Consider the following 19841-nt stretch of genomic DNA (forward strand, 5'->3'; position numbering starts at 1 on the left):
GTCAATGGCTTTTCTTGTGTCGAATCATCCAGCGCGGTGCTTTAAATCGGACGATCCGCACATAAAGCCAGACATAACTCGCAATAAATAACAGGCAGAACAGGATCAGGACCCAGGTATAGCGCCAGAACACGGTGGCGGGAATCACCGCCATCAGCGAAAACATCCACAGGTAGGGCGAGGTCAGGGAATTACGCCGCACCAGGGCGCGCGCATCCTTGCGGCCCACGGCCCATTGCACCACGCGGCGGAAAATCAGGCTGTGCAAATGGATACCATCCGGCATGGCGGGCGACTTCCCTCGGATAAACAGGCGCCGATAAACACTGAACAGGGTTTCAAACGCGGGATATATTAAAAGCAATACCGCGTACCAGGTAGAAACTTGGGGATTGCGCATAACCAGCAGCAGCGCTAATTCACCCAGCATAAAACCGATAAAGTAAGCACCGCCGTCGCCCAGGAAAATCAGGCCGACCGGGTAATTCCAAATCAGGAAACCGGCCGTGGCGCCCGCCACCATCAACGCCGCCACCAGCACGAACATATCATTGACCTGCAGCGCCACATAACCGAGCGAAAGCAGCATGCAAATGGTGACCACGCTGGCCAGGCCATTGAAACCGTCGATGATATTAATGGCGTTGGCAATACCGGCCACCGCCAGCACCGTGAGCGGCAAGGTCAGCCACAGATACGGCAAGGGCCAGGCCGAGGTGAGCCAGTCGATGCGGTCGATGCGCGCATCGAGCAGGAAATAGCCGAGCAAGGCGGCGAACATGGTCAGCAGCAAGCGGCGCGTGGCGCTGACCTTGCCCGTGTAGTCTTCCACAATGCCGCCGGCAAAGGCGAACAGGGAGCAGGCCATGAGCGACAGCATCCAGCTGGTCATGGCCGGCACGCGCCAGACCGAAATACAGGCGCTCAGGGCGACCGCGAGGAAGATGGACAGGCCGCCAATGCGGGCCACGTGGTGCACGTGCACCTTTTGTACGCCGAGGAAATCAGTGTCCAGCGCAGGGCCATGCAGCCGCACTTCCTTGATGACCCACAGGGTCAACAGTGCAGACGCGACAAAGCTCACGAGGAAGGAAAACATTTGTTCTTATCAGTATAGGGAGCTAGCCGCTGGTTTGATCGCGACGCAGCAAGAAAGATTGCCCGCACGCTAACCGGGCGATTGTACCGGATTCATGCGGGCCGACGGGAAATTCTAGCCGAGGGCGTTGCGCCCCCGGCATTTACTTACCAATTGATACCTTTCTGAACTAATCAGCTACGCATACACAAGCGCAAGGACTCTTGCCAAGTCGGCAAGTTACAGAAGCGTCCCATCAATTTGCCGGAATCCAGCACCGAGTTTCGCGGCCGCTTGGCCGGCACCGGGTATTCGGACGAGGCGATCGGCACCAGGCGGCAATCGATGCCGGCCTGCGCCAGGATCGCTTCGGTAAAACCGTGCCAGGTGGTTGCGCCCTGGCTGGCCAGGTGATAAATACCGCCATTGTCCTGCCACCACTCCGCACCGCCGCCGCGCGCTTGCGCCAGCACCAGGGCCGTGCTGTCGGCAATGGTGCGGCACCAGGTCGGGGCGCCATGCTGGTCGGCCACGATGCGCAATTCCTCGCGCTCTTTGGCCAGGCGCAGCATCGTCAGCAGGAAATTCTTGCCGCGCATGCCGTACACCCAGCTGGTGCGGAATATCAGGTGCGGCACGCCGGCGGCGATGATGGCCTGCTCACCCGCCAGCTTGCTGGCGCCATACACATTGGCCGGGCCGGTGGCGTCGCCTTCGCGCCGCGCGCCCGGCTGCTCGCCGGGGAACACGTAATCGGTCGAATAATGCACCAGGGCCGCGCCCAGGCGCTTGGCCTCCTCCGCCATCACGGCCGGCGCTTCGGCATTGATGCGGTGCGCCAGCTGCGGTTCGCTTTCCGCCTGGTCCACCGCCGTGTAGGCGGCCGGATTGACGATCAGTTGCGGCTTTTCTTCGCGGATCACCTGGCGCACCTGGTCCAGCTGGTCGAGCGCCATGCGGCGGCGATCCACGGCCACCACCTGGCCCAGGCCCTGCAAGCTGCGCTCCAGTTCATACCCCACCTGGCCGCTGGCGCCCGTCAACAGGATCTTCATGGGAAAACTTCGGCCTCCGCCAGCGGCAGGCCGGCCTTGTCCTTGGCCGACAAGAGGGGTTCGCCCTCCAGCGGCCATTCAATGCCAATGGCCGGATCGTTCCAGATCACGCTGCGCTCATGCGCCGGCGCGTAGTAGTCGGTGGTCTTGTACAGGAATTCCGCGACATCGCTGGTGACCACGAAGCCATGGCCAAAGCCGGCCGGGATCCATAACTGGCGCTTGTTCTCGGCCGACAGTTCCAGCCCATACCACTGGCCGAAGGTCGGCGAGGACTGGCGCAAGTCCACCGCCACGTCGAACACGGCGCCGCTGGTCACGCGCACCAGCTTGCCCTGCGCCTGCTCCACCTGGTAGTGCAGGCCGCGCAGCACGCCCTTGGCCGAGCGCGAATGGTTGTCCTGCACGAATTCGGTGCGCACGCCGGTCAGCTCCTCGAAGCGGCGCGCGTTGAAACTCTCGTAGAAAAAGCCGCGGTCGTCGCCGAACACGGTCGGCTCGATCACCAGCAAGCCCTCGATCGGGGTTGGCAATACTTTCATCGGTTGATCACCTTGTCTTCCAGGATGCGCAGCAGGTACTGGCCGTAGCCATTCTTCTTCAGCGGTTCGGCCAGCTGGCGCAGCTGGGCGGCGTCGATATAGCCTTTGCGGTAGGCGATTTCTTCCGGGCAGGCCACTTTCAGGCCCTGGCGGCGCTCGATGGTGGCGATGAACTGGGACGCGTCCAGCAGCGAGTCGTGGGTGCCGGTGTCGAGCCAGGCCATGCCGCGCCCCATCAACTCCACCTGCAGCGTGCCCGCTTCCAGGTAGGCGCGGTTGACGTCGGTGATTTCCAGCTCGCCGCGCGCGGACGGCTTGATCTTGGCGGCGATATCGCACACGCCGGTGTCGTAGAAATACAGGCCGGTGACGGCGTAGTTCGATTTCGGCACGGGCGGCTTTTCTTCGATGCTCAGCGCGCGGCGCTCGTCGTCGAACTCCACCACGCCGTAGCGTTCCGGATCGGTCACGTGGTAGGCGAACACGGTGGCGCCTTCGGTGCGCTCGGCGGCGCTGCGCAGCATGGCGTCCAGGTCGTTGCCGTAGAAGATATTGTCGCCCAGGATCAGGGCCGATGGATGGTCGCCCACGAACTCCTTGCCGATGATGAAGGCTTGCGCCAGCCCATCCGGCGAGGGCTGCACCGCGTAGCTGAGGTTAATGCCCCACTGGCTGCCATCGCCCAGCAGTTCCTGGAAGCGCGGCGTGTCCTGAGGGGTGGAGATGATCAGGATATCGCGCATGCCGGCCAGCATCAGCACCGTCAGCGGATGGTAGATCATCGGCTTGTCGTGGATCGGCAGCAGCTGCTTGGAGACCGCCTTGGTGATCGGGTACAGGCGGGTGCCGGAGCCGCCGGCCAGGATAATGCCTTTGCGGTCGCTGACTGGATTCATTATTGCTCCCGGTTGTTGTAGTTGGTCTCGACCCAGTTGGCGTAGGCGCCGGACTGCACGTCCGCCACCCATTGCGGGTTATCCAGGTACCACTGCACGGTCTTGCGGATGCCGGTTTCGAAGGTCTCGGCCGGCTTCCAGCCCAGCTCGCGCTCCAGCTTGCGCGCATCGATGGCGTAGCGGCGGTCGTGGCCGGGGCGGTCCTTCACGTAGGTGATCTGGTCGCGGTAGCTGCCGCCGCCGGCCTTCGGTTTCAGCGTGTCGAGCATGTCGCACAGGGTGTGCACCACGTCCAGGTTGGCTTTTTCGTTCCAGCCGCCGACGTTGTACGTCTCGCCCAGGCGGCCTTCGGCCAGCACGCGGCGGATTGCGGTGCAGTGGTCGCTCACGAACAGCCAGTCGCGCACCTGCTGGCCGTCGCCGTAAATCGGCAGCGGCTTGCCGGCCTGGGCGTTGGCGATGATCAGCGGGATCAGCTTTTCCGGGAAGTGGTAAGGACCGTAATTGTTCGAGCAATTGGTGGTCAGGGTCGGGAAGCCGTAAGTGTGGTGGTAGGAACGCACCAGGTGGTCGGAGGCGGCCTTGGACGCGCTGTACGGGCTGTTGGGCGCATACGGCGTGGTTTCGCTGAACGGCGCATCGTCCGGGCCCAGGGTGCCGTACACCTCGTCGGTGGACACGTGCAGGAAGCGGAAGGCGGCCTTCTCGCCATCGGCCAGCTCGCTCCAGTAGGCGCGCGCCGCTTCCAGCAGGCTGAAGGTGCCGTTGATATTGGTCTGGATGAATTCGCCCGGGCCGTGGATGGAACGGTCCACATGCGACTCCGCCGCGAAGTGCACCACGGCGCGCGGCTGGTGCTGGCGGAACAGCGCCAGCACCTGGGCCTGGTCGCAGATATCGCCGCGCACGAAAACGTGGCGCGCGTCGCCTTGCAGCGAGGCCAGGTTCTGCAAATTGCCGGCATAGGTCAGCTTGTCGTAATTCAGGACGGCTTCATCCGATTGGGCCAGCCAGTCCAGCACAAAGTTGGAACCGATAAAACCAGCACCGCCAGTGACGAATATCATGCGCTATCCTTACGAGTAAATTGACACCATGATTGTATTTGATAATCCCAAATGAAAACATATGTAGTGGGCGACCTGCAGGGCTGCCACGGAGAGACTGTAACACTGGTTGAAAGCATCCTGGAAACAGAACATGCCGCAGGGAATCAACCGCCGGCCATCCTGTTTTGCGGCGACCTGATCAACCGCGGGCCCGATTCCCTGTCCACCTTGCGCTACGTGCAGGCCCTGAGCCAAGGCAGCGACGGCCGCATCGACGCCGTGCTGGGCAACCACGACCTGCATTTGCTGGCGGTGGCCAACGGCATCCGTCCCGAATCCAGCTCGGACACCATTGAGCACATCCTGGCCGCCGCCGACCGCGAAGCGCTGCTGCACTGGCTGCGCCTGCGCCCCATGGCCATCCTGCGCCAGGGCCACCTGCTGGTGCACGGCGGCGTGCTGCCGCAATGGACGGCGCAGCAAACCCTGGCCCTGGCCGGCGAGGTCGAGGCGGCGCTGCGCGGCGCGCAGTGGGTCGACTTCCTGCGCGATATGTACGGCAACCAGCCCGACCGCTGGGACGAGTCGCTGCGCGGCACGGCGCGCCTGCGCTGCATCGTCAACGCGCTGACGCGCATGCGCTTCTGCGATGCCGAAGGGGTGATGGACTTCAAGATGAAGGAAACGGCGACAGCCGATCCGGCCTCGGGCCTGATGCCCTGGTTCGAGGTGCCGGGCCGCCGCACCGCCGATACCACGGTGGTGTTCGGCCACTGGTCGGCGCTGGGCTTGCAGATCAAGCCGGGCCTGATCGCCCTCGACAGCGGCTGCGTGTGGGGCGGCAAGCTGTCGGCCGTCTGCCTGGACGACCGCCGCCTGCTGCAGGTGGATTGCCCGGAATACCGGGCGCAAAAAGCGCAGTGAGGCGCCGCAGCGCCGCGGTAGCTTAACGCGCCGGGACGGCTGGCGGCGCGGCCTGCGCCTGCTGGCCGTCCGGCTTGGCCTCAGCGCTGGCCGCATCCGCAGCCGCCGCGCCCTCGGCCGGCGCGGCGCCTTCCGCCGGGGCCGGCGTGAAGCTTGCCGCCATCAGCTCCTTGTAAGCCTCGGCATTGCGCAGCGGCGCCAGGTTGGCGTTGCCCTTGATCGCTTCCTCGTCGGTGAAACCGTTGGCGATGGCCGTCTCCAGCGAGGCCATGGCGGCGTTCCTGCGCCCCAGTTGCGCCTGCGCCTGCGCCAGCAGGAAGAAGCCCTCGGCATCCTTGGGCGACTTCAAGGTGGCGGCATAGGCCTTGTCCATCGCAATGCCGTAGTTCTTTTGCGTCAGGCTTTCCGTCGCCTGCGTGCGCAAGGTTTTGGCGTTGGCGAACATATCGCCGCTGCAGGCTGCCAACAGCAGGCAGGCTGCCAGCACACTGATCCTGGTCATGCTGAATGCTCCTGTAAAGTTTCCGCCGCGGGCAGGATGCCGAGCGCCGTGCCGATGGCATTATGCGCCGCCTGCGCCAGTTCGCGCCGGTGCGCGCCCGCGCCTGGCATCGGCGCCAGCACCGTCAGGCGCGCGCGCACTGGCTTGCCATCCAGGATATTGACCACGCTTTGCGCGAAAGTCATATCGCCGATGAAGTCCACCGACTGGTGCGGCTGGCCGGCCGCGTCCACATAGGATAGCGCGAAAGGCTGCACCTGTACCTTGCCGTCCACCGCCGCCTCGAACAGGTTGGCGTGGAATGGCAGGATGGTGCCCTGCGCTGCCGTGGTGCCCTCCGGGAAGAAGGCCACGCGCTGGCCCTCCTGCAAGGCATGCACCAGGCCCTTGAAGATGGTGCGCAGCTCGCGCTTGTTGCCGCGCGCGATGAACACGGTGCCCGCCTGCGCCACCAGCCAGCCAGCCAGCGGCCAGTCGCGGATCTCCGACTTGGCGACGAAGCGGCATGGATAGAGCGCGTTGATGACGAAGATGTCCAGCCACGAAATGTGGTTGCAGACCACCATGCCATGCTCCAGCACCTCGGCGCTGTCCTGGCTGACCTGCACGCTGACATTGCAGATCGCCAGCAGCTGGCGCGACCAGCGGCGCACATGGGCATTGCGCTTCTCCGGCCCGATGAAGGGGAAGATAAACGCGCAAATCGCCATGCCCGCCAGCAGGTGCAAGGCCATGCGCCCGATGCGCAGCATCAGGCGCCGGTCGAGGTTGCGCTGCTCCGCCTGCTTAGCTTCCATTCCGCTCATAGGCGATATGTCCCGCTACGATGGTCGCTTCCACCTGGCCTGCCAATTCATAGCCCAGGAACGGCGTGTGCTTGCCCTGGCTGGCCAGCGCGGCGCCGGTCACGGTCCAGCGCGCGGCCGGATCGAACACCACCACGTCGGCCACGCTGCCCACGCCCAGCTGGCCGGCTTGCGCCAGGCCGGCCACGCGCGCGGCATCGGTGGTGACGCGCGCGATGGCGCGCGCCAGCGCATCATCCTTGCCCTGCGCGGCGGCGTAGTCGTCGGCCCACTTGAGGGCCAGCGACAGCAGCAGTTCCAGGCCGGTGGCGCCGGGCGAGGCTTCGCCGAAAGGCAGCAGCTTCTCGTCGTCGTCGCACGGGGTGTGGTCGGAGCACATGGCGTCGATGGTGCCGTCCAGCAGGCCGGCGCGGATCGCGTCGCGGTCGCGCTGGCTGCGGAAGGGCGGATCGACGCGCGAGTTGGAGTCGAAGAAGTTGATGTCGGTGTCGGTCAGGTGCACATGGTGCACGCCCACGTCGCAGGTGATCGGCAGGCCTTCGGCCTTGGTCGCGCGCACCAGCTCCAGGCCGGCGGCGGACGACATGCGGCACAGGTGGACTTTGGCGCCGGTCGCGCGCATCAGTTCGAAGATGGTGTGCAGGGCGATGGTCTCGGCCATCACCGGCACGCCGGACAGGCCCAGGCGCGAGGCCAGCGGGCCGCTGTGGGCCACGCCGCCCCGGCCGATGTAGGCGTCCTGCGGGCGCAGCCAGATGGTGAAGCCGAAGGTGGCGGCGTACTGCATGCAGCGCTGCAGCACCGTGGTGTCCTTGATCGGGGTCTCGGCCTGCGAGAAGCCGATGCAGCCGGCGCCGGTCAGTTCCACCAGCTCGGTCAGGGCTTCGCCCTTCAGGCCGTGGGTCAGCGCGCCGAGCGGATGCACGTGGGCCTGGTTCAGGCCGCGCGCGCGGTGCTTCAGCATTTCCACCAGGCCCGGCTCGTCCAGCACCGGGTCGGTGTCCGGCGGGCACACCAGGGAGGTCACGCCGCCCTGCACTGCCGCCTGCATTTCCGATTTCAGGGTGGCCTTGTATTCAAAGCCCGGCTCGCGCAGGCGCGCCGACAGGTCGACCAGGCCCGGCGCCACCACCTTGCCGGCGGCGTCGATGGTGCGCTCGGCTACAAAGCCGGCCGGCGCGCCGCCGATGGCGGCGACTTTGCCGTCCACGATGTACAGGTCTTGTTTGGAATCGATCTTGTTGGCCGGATCGATCAGTCGGCCGTTTTGGATAAGTACGTTCATTATGCGTGCGTGCCTGCTACGATGCTCATAACCGCCATGCGGACTGCGATGCCGAAGGTGACCTGCGACAGGATCACCGATTGCGGGCCGTCGGCCACGGCGGAATCGATTTCCACGCCGCGGTTCATCGGGCCCGGGTGCATCACGATGGCGTCCGGCTTGGCCAGCGCCAGGCGCTCCGGCGTCAGGCCGTAGGCGCGGAAGTACTCGCCGGCGGACGGCAGCAGCGCGCCGCTCATGCGCTCGTTCTGCAGGCGCAGCATGATGATCACGTCCACGTCCTTCAAGCCCTCGTCCATATTGGTGAAGGTGCGCACGCCCAGTTGCTCCAGGCCGCCCGGCAGCAGGGTGTGCGGGCCGATGGCGCGGATTTCCGGCACGCCCAGGGTGGTCAGGGCGTGGATGTCGGAACGGGCCACGCGGCTGTGCAGGATGTCGCCCACGATCGCCACGCGCAGGTTGGTGAAGTCCTTCTTGTAGTGACGGATGGTGTACATGTCCAGCAGGCCCTGGGTCGGGTGCGCGTGGCGGCCGTCACCCGCGTTCACCACGTGCACGTGGTTCTGCTTGGTGTCCTGCAGGTGCTTGGCGATCAGGTACGGCGCGCCGGATTGCGAGTGGCGCACCACGAACATGTCGGCGTGCATGGCCGACAGGTTGTCGATGGTGTCCAGCAGCGACTCGCCCTTGCTGGCGGAGGAGGCCGCGATATTCAGGTTGATCACGTCCGCCGACAGGCGCTTGGCGGCGATCTCGAAGGTGGTGCGGGTGCGGGTGGAATTCTCGAAGAACAGGTTGAAAACGCTTTTGCCGCGCATCAGCGGAACCTTCTTCACTTCACGGTCAGACACCGACACGAAGGAGGACGCGGTATCGAGGATCTGGTTGATGATGGCCTTGGGCAGGCCCTCGGTCGACAGCAGGTGCTGTAGCTCGCCGTGTTTGTTGAGTTGCGGATTAAGCATGGTTCTGTTCAATAGTCAGGGAAAACTTTCCGTCGCCGCCTTGCTGCAGGCGCAGCGCCTGGCCCGGCGCGCAGCGCGTGTGGGCCGCCACGAAGTCGGCGGCCACCGGCAACTGGCGTTCGCCACGGTCCACCAGCGCGGCGAGCAGGATGCGCGCCGGGCGGCCGTAGTCGAACAATTCGTTGATGGCCGCGCGCGTGGTGCGGCCGGTGTAGAGCACGTCGTCCACCAGCACGATGCTGGCGCCGTTGACGTCGAAGCCGATATGGGTCGGCTTCACTTCCGCCGGCAGGCCCTTCTTCGCGTAGTCGTCGCGGTAGAAGGACACGTCCAGCACGCCCAGGCGCGCGCCCAGGTTCAAGTCCCGGGCCAGGCGCTCGGCGATCCAGGCGCCGCCCGAGTGGATGCCGACGATGGCGGGATCATTGGCGCCGGCGATGGCGGCGCGCACCTGTTCAAGCAAATTCGCGTACAGCGCTTCAGCGTCCAGCTGTTGGGGATCAGTGTGGGACATATTCGTCAAAGTATTGTTGCAGGATGATGGCGGCGGCGCGGTCGTCGATGATTTCGCCGCGCTTGGCCTGGATCATCACCGAGGAGTAGCGCTCATCGACCAGCACCACAGGAAGATTGAAACGGCCGTTCAGCTGGTTGGCGAATTTACGGCAGCGTGCCGTCATTTCGTGCTCTGCCCCGTCCGGATGGAAAGGCAGGCCCACCACCAGTTTCGTCGGCCCCCATTTGTCGATCAGGGCCTTGATTTCGGCGAAGCGCGCATCGTTGACCGTGGATTGAATGACGGCCAGGGGAGTGGCCTGGCCGATCATCGTGTTTCCCATTGCGACACCAACGCGTTTGATGCCGAAGTCGAAGCCTAAAACAGTTTCCGGACTATGCATGACCCGCTTCAGAATTCAGCATCAGGGGATCGAAGCCCAGCAGCTTCATGGCGGCGTTGTAGCGCTCCTCGATCGGCGTATCGAACACGATGCGCGGATCGGCCGCCACGGTCAGCCAGCCATTGCGCGCCAGCTCGTCTTCCAGCTGGCCCGGGCTCCAGCCCGCGTAGCCGATCGACACCATCATGCGCTCCGGGCCCTGGCCGCGGGCCACCGCTTCCAGCACGTCGATGGAGGTGGTGAAGGCGACGTCGTTGGTCACCGTCAGCGAGGACGAATAGCGCGCGCCCGGCGTGTGCAAGACAAAGCCGCGGTCGTCCTGCACCGGGCCGCCGAACATGATCGGCTCCGACTCCAGGTGGCGCTCGGCGGCGGACGACACTTCCAGGTCGATCCGGTCGAACAGCACTTCCATGGTCATATCGGTCGGCTTGTTGATCACGACGCCCAGCACGCCGTTCTCATTGTGTTCGCATACATACACCACCGTGCCGCCGAAAATCGGGTCTTGCATGGATGGCATGGCGATCAGGAAATGATCCGCCAGGTTGAGCGCAGGGGCAGTCATAGGCGCCTTTAGCTCCTTCAGTTCACTAGTTTCCGGTAACAATCCCGGCACAGGCATGCTTCTGGTCAGTTTGACTTTTTTCATGATTGCTCTCTATGCAGGACTGTTAAGAGTTCTTTACTGTAATATCCGCGCTGCAACTGTCGGATATAACGACAGTTTACTATGAATTGCCGATCCAGCCATGAAAAACGCCCTCGTCTGGTTGCGCCGCGACCTCCGCTTGTTCGATCACGCCGCCTTGCACCATGCACTTGCCTCAGGTGCAACAGTCTACTGCGCCTTCATATTTGACCGCGCCATCCTGGATTCCCTGCCCGCCGCCGACCGCCGGGTGGAATTCATCCACGACACCCTAGCCGCCCTGGCTGCAGAGCTGGAGGCGCTCGGCGGCCACCTGATCGTGCGGCACGACGGGGCGGAAAGCGCGATTCCCGCCCTGGCCGCCGAGCTGGATGCCGCCACCGTCTTCGCCAACCATGATTACGAACCGGCCGCGATTGCCCGCGACGAAGCGGTGGCGCGCGCCCTGGCCGGCGCCGGCCGCCGGCTGCGCACCTTCAAGGACCAGGTGGTGTTCGAGCGCGACGAGGTGCTGACCCAGGGCGGCAATCCCTTCTCTGTCTTCACCCCGTATAAGAACGCCTGGCTGCGCAAGCTGGAAGCCGATCCCTCGGTGCTGGCGCCATGGAGCGTGGAGCCGGGCAGCGCGCACCAGCCGGGCCGCTTCGCGCCGGGCCAGAGCGTGCTGCCGGCGCTGGCCGACATCGGTTTCGCGCGCACCAACCTGCACGAACTGGGCATCGGCAACGGGCCGCAGCTGTTCGACGAATTCCTGGGCCGCGTGGCCGACTACGGCGTGGCGCGCGACTACCCTGCCATTAAAGGGCCCTCGTATTTGTCGATGCACCTGCGCTTCGGCACCGTCTCGATCCGCCACCTGGTACGCACGGTGATGACCATGTCGGCGCGCGGCGCGGCGGGCGAAGGCGGCGCGGTCTGGCTGTCGGAGCTGATCTGGCGCGAGTTCTACATGCAGATCCTGTACCACAACCCGCATGTGGTGGGCGGCTCGTTCAAGCCGGCTTACGACAAGATCGAATGGGAAAGCGGGCCGGCGGCGGAGCAACTGTTCGCCGCCTGGTGCGAGGGCCGCACCGGCTATCCGCTGGTGGATGCCGCCATGCTGCAACTGAATCGCACCGGCTATATGCACAACCGCCTGCGCATGGTGACCGCCTCGTTCCTGTGCAAAGACCTGGGCATCGACTGGCGCTGGGGCGAGGCGTATTTCGCGCTGCACCTGAATGATTTCGACCTGTCGGCCAATAATGGCGGGTGGCAATGGGCTTCCTCATCGGGCTGCGATGCCCAGCCTTATTTCCGGATCTTCAACCCGGTCACGCAATCGCAGAAGTTTGACCCCGAGGGCAAGTTCATTAAGCGCTACCTGCCGCAGCTGGCGGGTTTGAGCGCCAAGGAAATTCACCTGCCCCGCAACCCGATCGTCGAGCATGACGAGGCGCGCAAGCGTACGCTGGAACGCTACGCGGTGGTTAAAACCACCTGAAAAAAATGGGGTACGTCCCCATTTTTTTTAACGTTGCAATGCGAATGATTCTCGTTTACAATCGGCTCACACTAACCGTTTAACCCTGTACCAACTCGCATTTGCCAGCCCCCAAGCGCTAGCCGCCGCCCTGCCAGCCCGAGTGCATTCTTTCAAAAGGAACTCCCGTGCTGCGCAAATCCACTTTGGCGCTGGCAGTCGGTATGGCTTGGGCATCGCTCCCAGCCGCCGTCTCCGCCCAGACCTCCCCCACCCCGGAAACCACCGTCCGCCTCGACGAAATCACGGTCAGCTCGACCCGCACCGAACGCCGCGTCGACAACGTGCCGAACACGGTCACCGTGATCACCGCCGAAAAGGCCGAGCAGGAAGGTGCGCGCGACATCAAGGACCTGTTCCGCAATGAGCTGGGCGTGGATGTGCGTTCAGCCCCCACCCGCTTCTCGGCCGCCGGCGCCGCGACCGGCCGTGCCGGTAATGAGGGCATCAACATCCGCGGCCTGGAAGGCAACCAGGTCCTGATGACGATCGACGGCATCCGCGTGCCGAACGCCTTCACCTTCTCCTCCTTCTCGACCGGTCGTGGCGATTACCTTGACGTGGACGCGATCCGCTCGGCCGACGTGCTGCGCGGCCCGGCCTCGACCCAGTTCGGCAGCGACGGCCTGGCCGGCGCGGTCAGCTTCCGCACCACCGAGCCATCCGACCTGCTGCGCGGGCGCGATGCCGCCGGCTTCGTGCGCGCCGGTGTCGCCGGTGTCGACGAATCGTGGCATGCGACCATGGGCGCCGCCGCCCGCTCCGGCGCCTGGCAAGGCCTGGTGCAGGTCACCAAGCGCCAAGGCCATGAGGTGGACAACCAGGGCCGCAACGAGGCGCTGAACGCCAGCCGCACCGCGCCCAACCCGCTCGATTACAACAACCGCTCCGTGCTGGCCAAGGCGCAGTACAGCGCCAGCGCCGCGCACCAGTTCGGCGTAACGCTGGAAACCCAGGACCGCAAGCAGGATACCGAGGTGTATTCGGCGCGCGCCGTGCCGCCGCTGGCCGGCACCTCCGCCATCGACCTCGACACCCACGACCGCATCGCGCGCGACCGCATCTCCTTCGAGCACCGCTACAGCGACCTGAATGCGCCGCTGCTGCAGCGCGCGGAAACCCGCATCTTCCGCCAGGAAGCCAAGGTGTCGCAGCTGTCGCTGGAAGACCGCAACACGGCGGCCGACCGCACCCGCAACAACACCTACCGCCAGGACATTTTCGGCCTGTCGACCCAGCTGGAAACCAACCTGTCCGGCACCCTCAACCAGCGCCTGAGCTATGGCGGCGACTGGAGCAAGACCAAGGTGAGCGGCGTGCGCGATGGCACCGTGCCGCCCTTCGGCGAAACCTTCCCGACCCGCCCGTTCCCGGACACCGACTACACCCTGGCCGGCGCCTTCCTGCAGGACGAGATCGAGGCCGGCCAGTTGAGCGTGATCCCGGGCCTGCGCTATGACCGTTACAAGCTGTCGCCGTCCGCCAACGGTTACACCGGCGCCCTGGCCACCCTGTCCGACAATGCGCTGACCCCGCGCATCGGCCTGGTGTGGCGCGCCACCCCGGCCCTGGCGCCGTATGCGCAATGGTCGAAAGGCTTCCGCGCGCCGACCCCGGACCAGGTCAACAACGGCTTCGCCAACCTGGCTTCCGGCTACACCAGCATCGGCAACCCGAATTTGAAGGCGGAACGCGCCAACAGCTTCGAGATCGGCGTGCGCGCCAAGTTCGGCGGCCTGCGCGCCTCGCTGGCGGCGTTCGACAACAGCTACGATGATTTCATCAGCCAGCAAGTAGTGCGCGGCGCGGGCACCCCGGCCGATCCGCTGGTCTTCCAGTACATCAACCTGGCCAAAGCCACCATCCGTGGCGTGGAAGGCCGCGCCGAGTGGCGCATCGACCCATCGTGGCAAGTCAACGCCGGCTTTGCCGTCGCGCGCGGCGACAGCGAGGCCGATGGCGAGAAGACCCCGCTCGACACCGTGGCGCCGACCCGCGTCACCCTCGGTGCGCGCTACGATGCCGCCACCTGGAGCGCGCGCCTGAACCTGCAGCACAACGCCGCCAAGGACAAAGACCGCCTGCCGGCCGGCCTGTTCGCGCCGGGCAGCAGCACCGTGGCCGACCTGGGCCTGACCTGGCGTGCGCAGACCAATCTCAGCGTCAACCTCAACCTGAACAACGTGTTCGACAGCACCTACTGGCGCTGGTCCGACGTGCGCGGCGTGGCTGACAACAGCACCGTGAAAGACGCGTACACCGCCCCTGGCCGCAACCTGCAGGCTTCCGTCCGTTACGACTTCTAAGGAGATCTTCATGACCCATAGCAGCGCAAGCATCCGCCAGTCCTTCGCCCGCGAACGGCGCGAAGCCAAAGCCCGCCACCGCGATATCGCTGAGAAGCTGAAACTGTCGGAGGGCGAGCTGATCGCCCACCACGCCGGCGCCAGCGCCGACGGCGAGACCTGCATCCTGCAGGCCACGCGCCTGAACCCGGACTGGAGCGGCATCATCGAAGCGATCGAGCCGCTAGGCGAGGTCATGGCGCTGACGCGCAACCCGTCCTGCGTGCACGAGAAGACCGGCGTCTACCGCGAAGCGAGCCACAACGGCAAAGTGGGCCTGGTGCTGGGCGGTGAAATCGACCTGCGCGTGTTCTACCATGCCTGGGCGCACGGCTTTGACGTGACCGAATCCGGCGCCGACAGCGTGCAGCATAGCCTGCAGTTCTTCGACGCCGCCGGCACCGCCATCCACAAGATCTTCATCAAGCCGCAAAGCAATGTGGCGGCGTACCACGCGCTGGTGGCGCGCTTCCGTGCCGAAGACCAGTCCAGCGGCATCGCCGTGCAGCCGGCGCCGAGCGCCGCAGCGGAAACGCCGGATGCGCAGATCGACGTGGCGGGCATGCGCGCCGCCTGGTCTTCGCTGCGCGACACGCATGAATTCTTCGGCATGCTGCGCCGCTTCAATGTGAGCCGCACCCAGGCCCTGCGCCTGGCGCAGCCGGAATTCGTGCAGGAAGTCGAGGCCAGCGCGGCCGGCGAACTGCTGCAGGCCGCCGCGCGCGAAGGCGTATCCATCATGGTCTTCGTCGGCAACCACGGCATGATCCAGATCCATTCCGGCCCGGTAAAGAAGATCGCCACCATGGGGCCTTGGCTCAACGTGCTCGATCCGGGCTTTAACCTGCACCTGCGCGAAGACCATATCGCGCGTGCCTGGATCGTCAAGAAGCCGACCGTGGACGGCATGGTGACCTCGGTCGAGTTCTTCGATGCGCAGGGCGAAACCATCGCCATGTTCTTCGGCGAGCGCAAACCGGGCAAACCGGAACTGTGCGAATGGCGCGCGCTGGTCGATAAGCTCCAGGACGAGGCTGCAGCATGCCAGGCCTGACCAACCCCGCCCGCCGCGCCCACCTGGCGCAATTCTCGGCCCTGCTGTTGGCAGGCCTGATGCCGGCAGCGCATGCCGCCGCAGCCAACCGCCGCATCGTGGCGGTCGGCGGCGCACTGACCGAAATCATGTACGCCCTGCAAGCGCAAGGCGAGCTGGTTGGGGTGGACACCACCTCCCAGTTCCCGGCTGCCGCCAGCAAGCTGCCGAATGTGGGCTATGCCCGTACCTTGTCGGCGGAGGGCGTGCTGGCCCTGGCGCCGACCCATATCATCGCCAGCGAGGAAGCCGGCCCGCCAACGGTGCTGAAGCAGATTGCCGCCGCCGGCGTGCCGCTGTCGGTGCTGCCCGCCAACCACCGCTTTGAAGGCCTGGTCGAGCGTGTGCAGCGCGTGGGCGAAATCGTCGAGCGCAAGGCGCAGGCGGCGCAGCTGGTGCAGTCACTGCAGCAGGAATGGGCGCGCGTGACTGCGCAAGTGCAGGCGCAACTGCAGGCGCGCGGCGGCAAGGGGCCGAAGGTGCTGTTCATCATGTCGCACGCGCCAGGCCAGGCCATGGTGAGCGGCACCGAGACCAGCGCCGACGCCATGCTGCGCTACGCCGGCGCCAGCAACGCCATCACTGGTTTCACCGGCTATAAGCCGCTGACGCCGGAAGCGGTGATCGCGGCGCAGCCGGACGTGATCCTGCTCACCGAGCAGGGCCTGCAGGTGCGCGGCGGGGTGCCGAACGTGCTGGCCATGCCCGGCATCGGCCAGACCCCGGCCGGCCGCGCGCGGCGCGTGGTGGCGCTGGAGGCGATGCAGCTGCTGGGCTTCGGCCCGCGCCTGCCGTCTGCCCTGGCGGCACTCGATGCGGCGCTGACGAAAGCGATGGCTGCATGACGGCGGCCGCACATGCTGCCGCCTTGCCCGCCCGGCGGGCGTGGCTGGCGCCGGCGGCTTTGCTGGCAATGCTGCTGGCCATTGCCGCAGTGGCGGCGGTGACGTTTGGCGCAGTGCCGGTGGTGCTGGACGACTGGCTGGCACTGACGTCGGGCGGCGAGCTGACCGGCGGCAGCTATGTGCTGTGGCATATCCGCCTGCCGCGCGCGCTGTTCGCCATCCTGGTCGGCGTGGCGCTGGCCATGTCGGGCGCGCTGACGCAAGGGCTGTTCCGCAACCCGCTGGCCGACCCCACCCTGCTCGGCGTGAGCAGCGGCGCCACCTGCGCCGCCGCGCTGACCATCGTGGTGCTGGCCAACCTGGCCTTGCCGCCATCGCTGCGCCTTTGGCTGCTGCCGCTGATGGCGATGCTGGGCGCCTTCACCGTCTGCATGGCGCTCGATCGCGGCGCACGCTGGCTGACGCCAGGCTCCATTACCGGCCTGCTGCTGGCCGGCATGGCCTTCAACGCAATCGCCATGGCGATCGTCGGCCTGTGCACCTACCTGGCCAATGATGAACAGTTGCGCAGCCTGTCCTTCTGGACCCTGGGTTCGCTGGCCGGCGGCGGCTGGATGCAATGCGGCATCCTGGCCGTGGTGGTGGCGCTCGCGTTGTGGCGCGTCAACCGCCTGGCACGCACGCTGAACGCCCTGGCGCTGGGCGAAGCGGCTGCCGCCCATGTCGGCGTGAATGTCGCTTCGCTGCGCACGCAGCTGGTGCTGATGGTGGCGCTGCTGACCGGCGTGGCCGTGGCCTGGAGTGGCTTGATCAGTTTTATCGGCCTGGTGGCGCCGCACATCGTGCGCAGCTGGCAGGGCGCCGACCAGCGCGTGCTGGTGCCGTTGTCCGGCCTGTTGGGTGCGCTGCTGATGCTGGTGGCCGACACCATTGCGCGCACCGCGATGATCCCGGCCGAAGCGCCGGTGGGCATTTTTACCGCGCTGCTCGGCGCGCCGGTTTTCCTGGCCATGCTGCGCAGTGCGCGCGGCCGCCTGGCCTGAACGGGAGCAAGCATGCATCAAATCCTTCCCCCTCCCCTGCTGCAGCTCGATGGCGCCACGGCGCGCCTGGGCGCCAAGCACTTCGGCCCCTTCAACCTGTCGCTGCGCGCGGGCGAGCGCATTGCGGTGCTGGGCCCGTCCGGCGCCGGCAAATCAACTTTGCTGCGCATGATGACAGGCGAGCTGCCCTGCGCTCAGGGCACCGTCAGCTTTGAGCAGCAGGACCTGCGCCGCTGGCCAAAAGCCGCGCTGGCGCGCCGCCGCGCGGTGCTGCCGCAAGGCTCGGACGTGGCGTACGGCCTGCTGGTGGAGCTGGTGATCGGCCTGGGCCGCGTGGCACTGGCCAGCGACCCGCAGGGCGAGCGCATCGTGCGCGAAGCGGCCACCCTGGCGCGCGCCGGCCACCTGCTGGGCCGCACTTACGACACTCTGTCCGGCGGCGAACAGGCGCGCGTGCAACTGGCGCGCATCTTCGCCCAGTTGTGGGACGCCGAGGCCGGACTGGTGCTGGTGGACGAGCCGCTGGCCGCGCTCGACCCGGGCCTGCAGTTCGACCTGCTGGAGAGTATGGACGCCTTTGCCGCGCAGCGCGGGCATGCCGTGCTCGCCATCCTGCATGACATCAACCATGCCATGCTGGCTTTCGACCGCCTGCTGCTGGTGGCCGACGGCCAGTTGGTGGGTGACTTAGCGGCCGACGTTGGCGCCTTGCCGGCGCTGGAGGCGCTGTACGGCATTGGCCTGGGCAGCGCCTTGAACGACGCCGGCGACCTGGTGGTCACGCCGCGGCGTACCGTGCCGCGCACGGCGGCGCGCCTGCAGGCATGAACTTCCCGGGACGCCGCCACCCGGCTGCCGCAGCGCTTTGCGTGTTGCTGCACGCGGCATTGCTGCTGGCCTTCCTGCAGCAGAAGCCACGCGGCCACGCTGCGCAGCAGGAGGTAACAGCCATCATGCTGGTGCTGCCGGCCGTGGCGCGCCAGGCGCATGCGCGGCCGCCCAAGCCCGAGGCGCGGCGCGCCAAAGCGCTGCCGGCGCCGGCCGCCAACCCAGCGCCGCTGTTGGCGCGCACCGCAGTAGCGGCGACTGCGGCGCCGGCCGCGCAGGCCGCACCGGACCTGCCGCCCGCAACGGCGGCAGATGCTGGCGCGCAGGCACCAGCCGCGCCGCAGCTTCCGCTGCAAGCTGCCGTGGCGGCGGCACCGGTCGCAAAACCGGAACCCGCTCCGGTGCAGATGGCACGCCCCGACCACGCCCACAGCCCGCAACCGGAATACCCGATGGCGCTGCGCGAGCTGGGCGTGCAAGGCACCGTGCTGCTGCGGGTCTGGGTCGAGCCCGATGGCCGCCCCGGCGACATCCGGCTGGCGCGCAGCAGCGGCCAGCGCCTGTTTGACGACGCCGCCCTGCGCGCCGTGCGCAGTTGGCGCTTCCTGCCGGCGCGGGCCGGCGAGCAGGCCATTGCCAGCTGGGTGGAATTCCCGATTCGTTTTAACCTCATCTGACTGAAAGCACCCCGACTTTATGAACCGTTCGCTTCCACTCCTGTTCCCCCTGCTCCTGCTGGCCGGCTGCGCCGCAACCGGCTCGCAGCCGCCGGCCGCGCCGGCGGTGTACCTGCTGGGCGAAGTCCACGACAATCCTGCAGGCCATGAGCGCCGCCTGTCCTTCATCCGCAGCAAGGTGGAAGCAGGCTGGCGTCCGGCGATCGCCATGGAGCAGTTCGACCGCGAGCACCAGCAGGCGCTGGACGGCGCCTTGGCCAGCTGCAAGGATGCTGATTGTGTGATCAAGGCGGCTTCGGGCAATGCGCGCTGGGAATGGACGCTGTACAAGCCGGTGATTGAACTGGCGCTGGAATACAAGCTGCCGCTGCTGGCGGCGAACCTGTCGCGCGCGGACGCGGGCAAGGTGATGCGCGATGGCTTTGCGGCGGCGCTGGATGGCGCGACTATCCAGTCCTACCGTTTGGACCAGCCGTTGCCGGCTGCGCTGGTCAGCGGGCAGGTGCAGGCGATCAAGGATGGGCATTGCAATATGCTGCCGGAGGCGATGGCGCCGGGCATGGTGCGGGCGCAGGTGGCGCGGGATGTGGTGATGGCGCAAGTGGTGTCAGCGCACGCCCAGCGCGGCGCGGTGCTGCTGGCGGGGAATGGACACGTGCGGAATGATGTCGGCGTGCCGCAGTGGCTTAGGGTGAAGGCGGTGAGTATCGGATATACCGAGGCGGCTGCCGGGCAGTACGATCGGAACGAGGTGGTGGCGGCGCATGCGCGGCCGGATCAGTGCGCGCAGTTTCAGGCGCGCTGAGGAACCAGGAAACCGGAGAACCAAGGT

21 protein-coding genes are annotated in these 19841 nt (G+C 66.3%); 9 read left to right on the forward strand and 12 right to left on the reverse strand.

Features of this window, described 5'->3' with window-relative positions; all coding sequences use genetic code 11:
• Position 1 precedes the first annotated feature (1 nt).
• The 5 genes from GTP41_RS10495 to rfbB all read right to left on the reverse strand — a co-directional run bounded on the left by GTP41_RS10495 (position 2) and on the right by rfbB (position 4638).
• A complete protein-coding gene (locus GTP41_RS10495; protein ID WP_161025525.1) occupies positions 2 to 1099 on the reverse strand; it encodes a glycosyltransferase family 4 protein in 1098 nt (365 codons plus the stop codon).
• 173 nt (positions 1100 to 1272) lie between these two features.
• On the reverse strand, positions 1273 to 2133 hold the full coding sequence (gene rfbD / locus GTP41_RS10500; protein ID WP_161025526.1) for a dTDP-4-dehydrorhamnose reductase: 861 nt from the start codon (positions 2131 to 2133) through the stop codon (positions 1273 to 1275).
• Positions 2130 to 2675, reverse strand: a complete 546-nt coding sequence (rfbC, locus tag GTP41_RS10505) for a dTDP-4-dehydrorhamnose 3,5-epimerase (protein WP_161025527.1) — start codon at positions 2673 to 2675, stop codon at positions 2130 to 2132. Before rfbC ends, rfbD begins: the two co-directional genes overlap by 4 nt.
• Entirely contained in the window at positions 2672 to 3571 is a 900-nt protein-coding gene (gene rfbA, locus GTP41_RS10510; RefSeq protein ID WP_161025528.1) for a glucose-1-phosphate thymidylyltransferase RfbA, read from the reverse strand. The genes rfbC and rfbA overlap by 4 nt, the downstream gene beginning before the upstream one ends.
• Positions 3571 to 4638 carry a dTDP-glucose 4,6-dehydratase gene (gene rfbB / locus GTP41_RS10515; protein WP_161025529.1) on the reverse strand — a complete coding sequence of 356 codons (1068 nt, stop codon included), beginning with the start codon at positions 4636 to 4638 and terminating at the stop codon, positions 3571 to 3573. Before rfbB ends, rfbA begins: the two co-directional genes overlap by 1 nt.
• A 51-nt stretch (positions 4639 to 4689) precedes the next feature.
• On the opposite strand from rfbB, the gene GTP41_RS10520 reads away from it, so the two are divergent.
• The gene (locus GTP41_RS10520; RefSeq protein ID WP_161025530.1) at positions 4690 to 5544 is read left to right on the forward strand and encodes a symmetrical bis(5'-nucleosyl)-tetraphosphatase; all 855 of its coding nucleotides are present in this window, start codon (positions 4690 to 4692) and stop codon (positions 5542 to 5544) included.
• Between the two features lie 22 nt (positions 5545 to 5566).
• On the opposite strand, the gene GTP41_RS10525 is transcribed toward GTP41_RS10520, so the two are convergent.
• Genes GTP41_RS10525 through GTP41_RS10555 form a run of 7 tightly spaced genes read right to left on the reverse strand, consistent with a single transcriptional unit; the run spans position 5567 to position 10569 of the window.
• Positions 5567 to 6046 carry a hypothetical protein gene (locus tag GTP41_RS10525; protein WP_161025531.1) on the reverse strand — a complete coding sequence of 160 codons (480 nt, stop codon included), beginning with the start codon at positions 6044 to 6046 and terminating at the stop codon, positions 5567 to 5569.
• Entirely contained in the window at positions 6043 to 6843 is an 801-nt protein-coding gene (locus GTP41_RS10530) for a lysophospholipid acyltransferase family protein (RefSeq protein WP_229502811.1), read from the reverse strand. Before GTP41_RS10530 ends, GTP41_RS10525 begins: the two co-directional genes overlap by 4 nt.
• Positions 6833 to 8137, reverse strand: a complete 1305-nt coding sequence (locus tag GTP41_RS10535; RefSeq protein WP_161025532.1) for a dihydroorotase — start codon at positions 8135 to 8137, stop codon at positions 6833 to 6835. Before GTP41_RS10535 ends, GTP41_RS10530 begins: the two co-directional genes overlap by 11 nt.
• Positions 8137 to 9102, reverse strand: a complete 966-nt coding sequence (locus tag GTP41_RS10540) for an aspartate carbamoyltransferase catalytic subunit (protein ID WP_161025533.1) — start codon at positions 9100 to 9102, stop codon at positions 8137 to 8139. Before GTP41_RS10540 ends, GTP41_RS10535 begins: the two co-directional genes overlap by 1 nt.
• Positions 9095 to 9616, reverse strand: a complete 522-nt coding sequence (gene pyrR, locus GTP41_RS10545; protein WP_161025534.1) for a bifunctional pyr operon transcriptional regulator/uracil phosphoribosyltransferase PyrR — start codon at positions 9614 to 9616, stop codon at positions 9095 to 9097. The genes GTP41_RS10540 and pyrR overlap by 8 nt, the downstream gene beginning before the upstream one ends.
• Positions 9603 to 10001: a Holliday junction resolvase RuvX gene (gene ruvX / locus GTP41_RS10550; protein WP_161025535.1), complete on the reverse strand. Its 399-nt coding sequence runs from the start codon at positions 9999 to 10001 to the stop codon at positions 9603 to 9605. Before ruvX ends, pyrR begins: the two co-directional genes overlap by 14 nt.
• The gene (locus GTP41_RS10555) at positions 9994 to 10569 is read right to left on the reverse strand and encodes a YqgE/AlgH family protein (protein ID WP_229502812.1); all 576 of its coding nucleotides are present in this window, start codon (positions 10567 to 10569) and stop codon (positions 9994 to 9996) included. The genes ruvX and GTP41_RS10555 overlap by 8 nt, the downstream gene beginning before the upstream one ends.
• Positions 10570 to 10753: 184 nt before the next feature.
• On the opposite strand from GTP41_RS10555, the gene GTP41_RS10560 reads away from it, so the two are divergent.
• The 8 genes from GTP41_RS10560 to GTP41_RS10595 all read left to right on the forward strand — a co-directional run bounded on the left by GTP41_RS10560 (position 10754) and on the right by GTP41_RS10595 (position 19814).
• The gene (locus GTP41_RS10560; protein ID WP_161025537.1) at positions 10754 to 12139 is read left to right on the forward strand and encodes a cryptochrome/photolyase family protein; all 1386 of its coding nucleotides are present in this window, start codon (positions 10754 to 10756) and stop codon (positions 12137 to 12139) included.
• A 167-nt stretch (positions 12140 to 12306) separates the two neighbouring features.
• Complete coding sequence (locus GTP41_RS10565) at positions 12307 to 14484, forward strand: TonB-dependent hemoglobin/transferrin/lactoferrin family receptor (RefSeq protein WP_161025538.1); 2178 nt, start codon at positions 12307 to 12309, stop codon at positions 14482 to 14484.
• A gap of 10 nt (positions 14485 to 14494) precedes the next feature.
• A complete protein-coding gene (locus GTP41_RS10570; protein WP_161025539.1) occupies positions 14495 to 15577 on the forward strand; it encodes a hemin-degrading factor in 1083 nt (360 codons plus the stop codon).
• Entirely contained in the window at positions 15565 to 16461 is an 897-nt protein-coding gene (locus GTP41_RS10575) for a heme/hemin ABC transporter substrate-binding protein (protein WP_161025540.1), read from the forward strand. Before GTP41_RS10570 ends, GTP41_RS10575 begins: the two co-directional genes overlap by 13 nt.
• Positions 16458 to 17504, forward strand: coding sequence for a FecCD family ABC transporter permease (locus GTP41_RS10580; protein ID WP_161025541.1), 1047 nt, complete (start codon positions 16458 to 16460; stop codon positions 17502 to 17504). The genes GTP41_RS10575 and GTP41_RS10580 overlap by 4 nt, the downstream gene beginning before the upstream one ends.
• A gap of 12 nt (positions 17505 to 17516) precedes the next feature.
• Positions 17517 to 18332 (forward strand): ATP-binding cassette domain-containing protein, encoded by an 816-nt coding sequence (locus GTP41_RS10585; protein WP_161025542.1) that lies wholly within the window; start codon positions 17517 to 17519, stop codon positions 18330 to 18332.
• Positions 18329 to 19009 carry an energy transducer TonB gene (locus GTP41_RS10590; RefSeq protein WP_161025543.1) on the forward strand — a complete coding sequence of 227 codons (681 nt, stop codon included), beginning with the start codon at positions 18329 to 18331 and terminating at the stop codon, positions 19007 to 19009. Before GTP41_RS10585 ends, GTP41_RS10590 begins: the two co-directional genes overlap by 4 nt.
• 19 nt (positions 19010 to 19028) lie before the next feature.
• Positions 19029 to 19814 (forward strand): ChaN family lipoprotein, encoded by a 786-nt coding sequence (locus GTP41_RS10595; protein WP_161025544.1) that lies wholly within the window; start codon positions 19029 to 19031, stop codon positions 19812 to 19814.
• Positions 19815 to 19841: the final 27 nt, after the last annotated feature.

The organism is Pseudoduganella guangdongensis, assembly GCF_009857475.1.
GTDB lineage: Bacteria > Pseudomonadota > Gammaproteobacteria > Burkholderiales > Burkholderiaceae_D > Rugamonas > Rugamonas guangdongensis.